The 6,446-nt window shown below is 60.4% G+C and carries 7 protein-coding genes and 1 pseudogene; all 8 read right to left on the bottom strand.

The window, feature by feature from the left end; genetic code table 11:
• Nucleotides 1-341 (bottom strand): annotated as a pseudogene (locus PDO_RS28985) (hypothetical protein); the annotation flags it as partial.
• A 50-nt stretch (nt 342-391) separates the two neighbouring features.
• On the bottom strand, nt 392-931 hold the full coding sequence (locus tag PDO_RS28980) for a hypothetical protein (protein WP_007600049.1): 540 nt from the start codon (nt 929-931) through the stop codon (nt 392-394).
• A complete protein-coding gene (locus PDO_RS07715; protein ID WP_007600047.1) occupies nt 928-1,725 on the bottom strand; it encodes an SDR family NAD(P)-dependent oxidoreductase in 798 nt (265 codons plus the stop codon). The genes PDO_RS28980 and PDO_RS07715 overlap by 4 nt, the downstream gene beginning before the upstream one ends.
• Nucleotides 1,726-1,734: 9 nt before the next feature.
• The gene (locus tag PDO_RS07710; protein WP_007600044.1) at nt 1,735-3,186 is read right to left on the bottom strand and encodes a catalase; all 1,452 of its coding nucleotides are present in this window, start codon (nt 3,184-3,186) and stop codon (nt 1,735-1,737) included.
• 61 nt (nt 3,187-3,247) lie between these two features.
• A complete protein-coding gene (locus PDO_RS07705; protein ID WP_007600042.1) occupies nt 3,248-3,811 on the bottom strand; it encodes a cysteine hydrolase family protein in 564 nt (187 codons plus the stop codon).
• A gap of 159 nt (nt 3,812-3,970) precedes the next feature.
• A complete protein-coding gene (locus PDO_RS07700) occupies nt 3,971-5,335 on the bottom strand; it encodes an FAD-containing oxidoreductase (RefSeq protein ID WP_007600039.1) in 1,365 nt (454 codons plus the stop codon).
• On the bottom strand, nt 5,332-5,790 hold the full coding sequence (locus tag PDO_RS07695; protein ID WP_037072949.1) for a DUF4126 family protein: 459 nt from the start codon (nt 5,788-5,790) through the stop codon (nt 5,332-5,334). The genes PDO_RS07700 and PDO_RS07695 overlap by 4 nt, the downstream gene beginning before the upstream one ends.
• A gap of 71 nt (nt 5,791-5,861) precedes the next feature.
• Nucleotides 5,862-6,446 (bottom strand): alpha/beta fold hydrolase (locus tag PDO_RS07690; protein ID WP_007600035.1); only part of this gene is annotated, 585 nt, incomplete at its 5' end.

Below are 6,446 nucleotides of genomic sequence, written 5' to 3'. Positions count from 1 at the left end.
AGCGACGGCAGAAATCTTGTAACGCGGCATTGATCGCAGGCGACCGCCACGAGGATCGCCATGATCAGGCCGTGTCCGATGAGGTCGACCCGCCCGAATGGCCAGACCGCCGCCGTGAAGATCACGATCAACGCGATCGCCGACAGACGACGGATCAAGGGAGTCCAGAGGAGGCCGAAGCCCATGGTGAATTCGGCGACACCTGCCATCGGGATGAAGACATCCCTTGGCATGCCGAAGGTCAGGAACGGCTTCTCGACGACAAGCGGATAGAACCAGTCGGGATAGGCGAATTTTTCGAGGCTCGACCACATCAGCGCGATGGCGAGACCCCAGCGCAAAGCCTCGAAGCGATGCGACCTCCATGTCTCGTTCTTCGATGGCTCAAGGATCAGATAAGCGGCGACACCTGCACCCAGCGCCAGATAATCGAACAGTGGAACAGGTCATAGTCACGGATCGCCAGGAACCAAAGTGCCAGAATGCCGATGCCCGCCAACGGCATGGTCTTGCGCGAGAAGATGCAGGCGGCGATCAGTAGTTGGAGCCAGGACACCCATTCCGCCGGGGTCTTGAGATCGGGTGTCAAATAGACGCCGCCGACCGAGAATATAGCCACAAAGAACGCACCGACGGTCACTCGGACGTAGTCGTCCAGCCTGTTCCACAATGGTCCGGAGATACGATCCAGCTCGTTGTGAACACGCGCTCCCAAGGGACTGATCTCGACCAGGCGCGCCAGAACGAAGAAGACCACGACCAGCGCAATGCCGATCCAGAACCACGGATCGGCGAGCACGGTCGAGATCGGTTGCGGCGGAGCGCCGACGATATAGGGGGCGAACCATTTGACATGGGCGGAAGCCGGGGAGGCAACCGTCAATGTCGATGCGAAGGCTGCTACCTGGAAGACCGTTTCTCTCTGGGTCATGCGCGCTGCCCAATCGCATAGCGCCCCGCGGCATGTTTAAGCGACAGGTGCGGCGCCAGTGTTCCCCTGGCTTCCACGTAGTTTTGCCAGAGGGTAACATCCGCAAGCGAGGGGATGGTCACGATTTCCCCCTGATCGAAGCCCGCAAGGGCGGCATCCACCATCTCGGCAGCATCCATCATCATGTCCTTCGGGATCGCATTGATGTCGATGCCGGCGCGGTCGAAGATTTCCGTGCGCGTGAAGCCGGGCAGGACCGCCTGAATGCGGACGCCTTTCGGCTTGAGCTCCACTTCCAACGCCTCGGTCAATGCGAGCACGAAAGCCTTGCTTGCGACATAGGTCGCATTGAAATGTTCCGGCATCAGCGCGACGACCGAGGCGATGTTGATGATCGCGCCTTCTCCCCGATCGGCGAAAATCCTGGCGGCTACGGTCGTCAGGGTATGTAGGACATCGACGTTGAGGTAAACCATGTCCGACAGCCTTTCGGGCTCAGCGGTCAGAGCAGGGCCCTTCGGTCCGATTCCCGCACAGTTGACGAGCATCCGCAGGGAGTCGTCGCCCTGCAATTTTGCCGTGACCTTGGCTAGGTCGGCGCTACGAGACAGGTCGGCAGGCAGCGCGGCGACAGAGACCCCATGCTCCTGCGCCAGCCGTTTCGATAGGATCGCCAGCCGTTCGACGTCGCGTGCGACGATGACGAGATCGAAGCCTCGACCTGCCAGCTTCTCCGCATAAACCGCTCCGATGCCCGAGGACGCTCCGGTGATAAGTGCCGTTCCCTTTGTCATCTTGTTCTCCTATTCCGCCGCCTGCGCGGCCAAAATCCCGATTGCTGCAGCCACACCCGCTCCGTAGCGCGGATCGGCCCGCGTGCAGTTGGCAATATGGCGTTCCTTGATCTTCAGATCTGCCCCCGAAATCGAGCGGGCGGTGTTGTCGAACAGTGCCTGCTGCTGTCTCGGTGACATCAGTCTGAACAGGTCGCCTGGCTGTTCGAAGTGGTCATCGTCGACCCGGTGGTCGTAATGCGCGGCGTAGTCGCCCGTCGGCATTGGTGGTTCGGCCATGCCCGGTCTCGTTTCCCATTCCGCCTGGGAGCTCGGGAAGTAGTGAAGCGTGGACCCCAGATTTCCGTCGGTCCGCATCGCGCCGTCGCGGTGGAAGGAATGGAACGGGCATTTCGGCGCGTTGACCGGTATGTGGTTGAAATTGACGCCGAGGCGATAGCGCTGAGCGTCCCCGTAGGAAAACAGCCGGGCCTGCAGCATACGATCGGGTGAAAAGCCGACCCCGGGCACGACATTGGCGGGGCTGAACGCCGCCTGTTCCACTTCCGCAAACACATTGTCCGGGTTCCGGTTGAGTTCCAGTATGCCGACCTCGATGAGCGGATAGTCACCATGGGGCCAGACCTTGGTCAGGTCAAAAGGGTTGTGTCTGTGATCGCGTGCCTTCTCCTCCGTCATCACCTGCACGCAGATCGTCCATCGCGGGAAGTCGCCGGCTTCTATGGCCTCATACAGATCGCGCTGGTGGCTTTCCCGGTCATTGCCGATGATTGCCGCGGCATCCTTGTCGGTGAGATTGTGAATGCCCTGCTGGCTGCGAAAATGGAATTTGACCCAGACGCGCTGGTTGGCGGCGTTGATGAAACTGAAGGTGTGCGACCCGAAGCCATGCATGGTGCGATAGGATTTCGGGGTGCCGCGGTCGCTCATAACGATGGTGACCTGATGCAGCGCTTCCGGAAGGAGCGTCCAGAAATCCCAATTGTTGTTTGCGCTGCGCATGCCCGTGCGCGGGTCGCGTTTGACCGCGTGGTTGAGATCGGGAAAACGTAGTGGGTCGCGAAAGAAGAAGACGGGTGTATTGTTGCCGACGATGTCCCAATTACCCTGTTCGGTATAGAGCTTGACCGCGAAACCCCGGATATCCCGCTCTGCATCGGCCGCACCCCTTTCGCCGGCGACCGTCGAAAAACGGACGAATGCCGACGTCTGCTTGCCAATCTCGCTGAACAGTCTTGCCTTCGTGAAATGGGAGATGTCGCCCGTGACGGTAAACGTGCCGTAGGCTCCGGACCCCTTGGCATGCATGCGCCGCTCAGGGATGACTTCGCGGTCAAAATGGGCAAGCTTTTCGATAAGCCAGATGTCCTGGAGAAGCGCAGGGCCGCGAGGACCCGCCGTCTGTATATTGAGGTTGTCGGTGACGGGTGCACCGTTGGCATGGGTAAGGTTTTCCCTCATTGCGGACCCCTTCATGTTTTGGCTGAAATGGGCGGACGGCAATCGCTGCCGTCCGCGAGCGTCAGGCCGCCTTCGCAGCTGATCCGAGATATTCGTCCGTCGACATCATGCGCGCATAGGCGAAGCCAAGGGCCGACATGAATGCCGCATGGGCGAGATTGGCCGGGACGGTGACACCGTTGAATTCGAGATCGCGTGACGCGCATGCGTCATGGATCACGGTGACGGGATAGCCGAAGTCAGCCGAGGCGCGGGTGATGGCATCGACGCACATGTGGCTCATGTTGCCGCAGACGACGACCTCTTCGATACCGTTCGCGTCCAGATGTTGCTTGAGATCGGTGTCGCGGTAGGAGTTGATCTGGTGTTTGAGCACCACATGTTCGGTATCGAGATTGATCACGCTTGGGTGAAGTGCTGCACCCTCCGAACCTGGCTGGAAGAACGGGGCGTCGGCAGTCGGAAATTCGTGCCGGATGTGAACGACGAGATCTCCTGCCGACCGGGCATCGGCGATCAGGCGTGCCGCGTTGCGTGCAGCGGCCTCCACGCCTGACAATGTCCATTTTCCACCGGGGAAGTAGTCGTTCTGGATATCGACGACGATCAATGCTCTCTTGCTCATGGCTTTTCCTTTTTCCATTGCGCTGCCGCTCGCGCGGCGGGTGCCGCTCGTGGAAGCTGTTCGAGATTGACGACAGGAAGGACCTTGTCCTTCCGTACCTGTAGCCTGCGGGACCAACACAGCTCCGACAGGGATGCACTTCGCTTTCCGGGGCTCAGCTCAAGAGACTGCCCGGAGATCACCGATAAGCGTAGGCAAGATTTCCGACACGGTCGGATGGATGGGCACCGACCACTGTAGGGTCGGGTAGGGGGTGCGTGCATTCATGGCGTCGATGATGCCGTGAATCGCCTCGTCGCCTTCGATGCCGAGAAAAGCGGCGCCGAGTATCTGCTGCGTTCCGGCGTCCGCGATGATCTTCATCATGCCCTGGGTTTCGCCTTTTTCGACGGCCCTGCCGATACGGGTCATCGGCCGTGTCGAGACCAGGATCTGTCGCCCAGAAGCTCTTGCCTGACGCTCCGTCATGCCGACCCGACCGAGCGGCGGATCGATGTACAGCGCGTAGGCAGGAATGCGATCGCTGAGTTTGCGATCGGCCCCTTCGAGCAGGTTGGCGGCGACGATCTCAAAATCGTTGTAGGATGTATGCGTAAACGCGCCATGTCCGTTGCAATCGCCCAGCGCCCAGATGCCGGGGACATTGGTGGAAAGACAGTCGTCGACGAGGATGAAGCCCTTCTCATCCGTCTCTACGCCCGTCGTCTCAAGGCCAAGGTCATCGGTATTGGGCCGTCGGCCCGTGGCGACGAGAACATGGCTGGCGACGATGGTGCCGTTGTTCGTCGTGACCTCGATGCCGTCTGCGGATTTGCGGAACGATAATCCGGTTGCTTCCGTCTGGACGTTGATGCCCTCCGCACGGATGATGTCGGCGATCGCATCGGAAATGTCCTCGTCTTCATGGGAGGCGAGATGCGTGCCGCGCTCGACGACCGTGACCATTGCGCCGAAACGGCGGTACATTTGCGCGAACTCCAGCCCGATATAGCTTCCACCAATCACCACCAGGTGGCGGGGGACTTCGGTCAACTGGACGATCGATGTGCTTGTCAGGTACGGCACATCCTGAAGGCCCGGATAGTCGGGAATGGACGGACGCGCTCCAACGTTGATGAATATCTGTGGCGCAATAAGCCTCTCAGCGTTGACCACAACCGTATTCGGGTCTTCGAACCGCCCCTGGCCGTAGATGACCGTCATGCTGTCGAGGCCATCGAACCAGGTCTCAAGGCCATGGCGGGCATCAAGCGTGACCTTTTCGGCCCGACCATGCACGATCTTCATGTCGATCCCGATCTCACCGGGGATCAAGACACCATAATTTGACGCGCTGCGTGCTACATGCGCCGCCCTTGCACTGGCGACGAGCGTCTTCGTCGGCATGCAGCCGGCATTGACGCAGGTGCCGCCGAGATACTTCCGCTCGACCAGCGCGACCTTGCGCCCTGCCGAGGCCATTCGGGCCGCTAGAAACGGTCCAGCCTGTCCCGCACCGATGAAGATGGCGTCGAACTCACTCATGACACGGCCGAAACGAAGAGGAGCGCGCCACCGACAGCGATCACGTCTTCGATGAGGGCGGCTGGGAGATCGCGGCCGAAGGAGGCGGCAAGTCGGGCACGGACTGTCGCGCCGCCGTAGGTACCGATGACCGCGCCGATGATCCCGGCGACCAGTCCCAGCACGAGCGACCCGCCCGCTGCTCCGATGGCGGCGCCTGAAAGGCCGCCTGTCACGATGCGTGTTCCGAACTGGACCGGCACCTTGCGGGAGGGTGTACTCGGGAGCTGATCGCTGATTAACTCGCCGATTGCCAGCACGGACAATATCCAGGGTGTCCACCTGTAGCCCATAAAGGCAAGCGGTGTCTGGGAGATGTCGATCCATCCAAGACTTGCGGCCCAGGCAATTGCCGCCGGGGCCGTCATCGCACGCAATCCTGCAACGATACCGATCAAAAGCGCAAAGACTATCATCGTGTTTTCCCCTGTGATGACCTGGCGTGGCGCATCGTCTACGATGCGCCACTGCTTGAACTGGTGAGCGACTAGCTCTTGATGAAGGCGAGAAGATCGGGATTGACAATCTCTGGATGCGTGGTGCACAGCCCGTGAGGCAGCCCGGCATAGGTCTTCAGGGTGCCGTTTTTCAGAAGCTTTACCGACAGCGGCGCTGAATCCGCATAGGGGACGATCTGGTCGTCGTCTCCATGCATCACCAGCGTCGGAACGGTGATGGCTTTCAGGTCGTCGGTGAAGTCGGTTTCCGAAAACGCCTTGATGCAGTCGTAATGCGCCTTCGCACCGCCGGCCATGCCCTGTCGCCACCAGTTCTCGACAACGCCCTGGCTAACTTTCGCGCCTGGTCGGTTATAGCCGTAGAATGGGCCGGCCGGGACGTCGAGAAAGAACTGCGCACGGTTGGCGACCAGCGCTGCCCTGAAACCATCGAAGACCTCGATCGGCAAGCCACCCGGATTTTTGTCCGACTTCACCATGATCGGCGGGACAGCCCCGATGAGAACGGCTTTGCTGACACGGCCGGGTTTGGCGCGGGCGACATAATGTGCGACTTCACCTCCGCCTGTCGAATGGCCGATATGGACTGCATCCTTGAGGTCGAGAGCAGTCGG

Origin of the sequence: Rhizobium sp. PDO1-076 (assembly GCF_000247475.1) — a bacterium.
GTDB lineage: Bacteria > Pseudomonadota > Alphaproteobacteria > Rhizobiales > Rhizobiaceae > Allorhizobium.
This window is presented reverse-complemented; position numbering and strand designations above follow the sequence as displayed.

Bases quoted from the DNA above. Each gene is read 5' to 3' on its own strand.
- PDO_RS28980 (WP_007600049.1), bottom strand. From the start codon at position 931: ATGACCCAGAGAGAAACGGTCTTCCAGGTAGCAGCCTTCGCATCGACA.
- PDO_RS07705 (WP_007600042.1), bottom strand. From the start codon at position 3,811: ATGAGCAAGAGAGCATTGATCGTCGTCGATATCCAGAACGACTACTTC.
- PDO_RS07710 (WP_007600044.1), bottom strand. From the start codon at position 3,186: ATGAGGGAAAACCTTACCCATGCCAACGGTGCACCCGTCACCGACAAC.
- PDO_RS07700 (WP_007600039.1), bottom strand. From the start codon at position 5,335: ATGAGTGAGTTCGACGCCATCTTCATCGGTGCGGGACAGGCTGGACCG.
- PDO_RS07695 (WP_037072949.1), bottom strand. From the start codon at position 5,790: ATGATAGTCTTTGCGCTTTTGATCGGTATCGTTGCAGGATTGCGTGCG.
- PDO_RS07715 (WP_007600047.1), bottom strand. From the start codon at position 1,725: ATGACAAAGGGAACGGCACTTATCACCGGAGCGTCCTCGGGCATCGGA.